Source organism: Methanobrevibacter sp. (genome assembly GCF_017427765.1).
In the GTDB taxonomy this organism is placed as follows: Archaea; Methanobacteriota; Methanobacteria; order Methanobacteriales; family Methanobacteriaceae; genus Methanocatella.
Genome location: NZ_JAFRSC010000047.1, coordinates 1 through 2,271 on the forward strand (window position 1 = coordinate 1; position 2,271 = coordinate 2,271).

1 protein-coding gene and 1 pseudogene are annotated in these 2,271 nt (G+C 27.1%); one reads left to right on the forward strand and one right to left on the reverse strand.

Features of this window, described 5'->3' with window-relative positions; genetic code table 11:
• Positions 1–479: pseudogene (locus tag IJL02_RS12530) on the forward strand (hypothetical protein); the annotation flags it as partial.
• A gap of 407 nt (positions 480–886) precedes the next feature.
• On the opposite strand, the gene IJL02_RS12535 reads toward IJL02_RS12530, so the two are convergent.
• Positions 887–2,271 (reverse strand): ISL3 family transposase (locus tag IJL02_RS12535; RefSeq protein ID WP_292816707.1); only part of this gene is annotated, 1,385 nt, incomplete at its 5' end.

The following is a 2,271-nucleotide window of genomic DNA, read 5'->3' on the forward strand; positions in this document are numbered from 1 at the left end:
GCCTTAATCCTGAAATTCAGAAGACTTATGATAATGAAGATTGGGTAATGGAGGCAATGACAGTTCAAGGCTTTGTTAAAGATGAAAATGGTATATTTAATCTACCTGCCAACAGAAAAATTTCTATGCAAATTCCAACGAATCTGATTCCTAAATGCCCTGATGATAATTCGGATGTAACGACTAATCTTAGAGCAGATAATTCATTTGTGGAGGATGAAGGCTGGCATAAAGCGTCAGAAAATTATTACGAATTTCTCCAAACAAATAAAGGCGGGCATATTTTGTTTTTAGAGCTTGGTGTGGGAGCAAATACGCCAGTTATTATAAAATATCCATTTTGGCAGATGACAAAGGAAAATAAAAAGGCTGTATATGCGTGTATCAATTACGGAGAAGCGTTCTGCCCTAAAGAAATTGAAGATAGAAGTATTTGCATAGATGAGGATATTTTTGAGGTGTTAAATGAAATAAAATAGTTGGTGTTCTGAATAAATAATAAATTGAGATTGTAGCGTAGTAGTATCATTCATGATACTGTTTTGATACTAAAAAACTCAAAAACCACAAAAAACAGGTATAAAAACACCTGATTTTAGAAACTTAATAGATACTGATAGCATATAAAAGAAACAAATATGATATGGTAATTATTGAGTGGGAGTAGGATATATTTTACTTAAAATGGCTTATTTTCAAGACTTACAGCCTGTTAGAATGAGTAACTGGGACAAAATTGGGTAAGGATTTCAAAAAGAATAATCTCAGTAATTGTTCAAAGTGGCTTGCAATAAAATATGGGTCTGTGTCAAATGGTGTTGATGAAAAAAATTAAATAAATTTTTTATGTAGTTCCAGATAAGTAGAATCTGGAACTATTTTATTGTTAAAGATTAGCGCAAATTAATATTCTTTTTTTAAAATTTAGAAAACTTTTATAACCGTATGCAATACTTTTTAATACTTTTATTTTTCTTACTACCCCTTCAATTCTTCCATTTGAATATGGAAAAGAAAGAGAATTTTCAATGTATTCAAAATATTTCTTAAAGGTTTTAAGTGCTGTTTTAATGAATCCATCAAACTTAGGATAGTTGAGTTCAATTATTTTTTTAAATCTTTCAAATTTCCTATCAGTTATATTTATTAATATATCTTGATAAAGATCATATGAATCTTCAAAATAACTATTTGAAGAAAGTAGTAGCTTCACTATATCTTCTTCAGACATATATTTGTAATTAAACATTTTATTCTGCAGATACTTTTTATCAGAAAGTTTAGTAGCATTTTTTAAAAGTAACTTCCAATATTTCTTAAATTTGTTATACATTTTATTATCTTGTTTATTCATAGTAGCTATTCTAAACTTGTTAAATGCTCTATTGATTAATTGTATTAAATGGAATCTATCTATTGAAATTTTAGCATTTGGAAACATAGTTTTTATTAAACTAATATATGGAGAATACATATCAATGACAATATTTTTAACATTATTGCGCGCGCTTTTAGGGAATCTTGAGAAATATTTTATTAAATTATTAAGTTTTCTATCTTCAACAATATCAATTATTTTTGAAGTTTCAGCATCACAGTAAATGAAAGACATTGCACCATTAGCATCTTTAGTTGACTTAAATTCATCAAAACAAAGTTTCTCAGGTAGATATTCAAAATCAGGTTTGTAATCGGGTAAATCGTTAATGATTCTATTAACAGTGCTAGGAGAAACATTAAATTGCTTTGCTATAGCTTTTTCAGATTTAGCTTCTTTTAATTCCAGTTTAATAGCAAGTTTAACATCATTTGAAATTGAACAATTATCATTAACAAGTTTTAATTTATGAGAAAAAGATTTATTACAACTTTTACAAATGTATCTTTGCTTAGATACTTTAAGTAAAGTATTATATTGAGCAGTTTTTAATATTTTAATATTAACAATTTTAAAGCCATTTTTAATTAATTTATTAGCGCAACATGGACATTTAGCATTTTCCTTTGAAGCAACAGCAAAAACAACTTTGGTAATTATACCTTTAATCTCTTCATCACAAACTTTAGTAATTTTAAAATTTTTTTCTTTGATATTTAGTAATTTTTTGATAGAATTGCTATGAGACAAATAAATCACATCCTTTGAAATTGGAGTTAGCGCAGATATTTTAACAGGAAAAAATTTATTTGTCTCTTTTTTTTGCTCACAAAAAAAGGTGTTGAGCGGATTAGAGTAATAATCCATCAACACCAAAAAGTATACACCCTTAA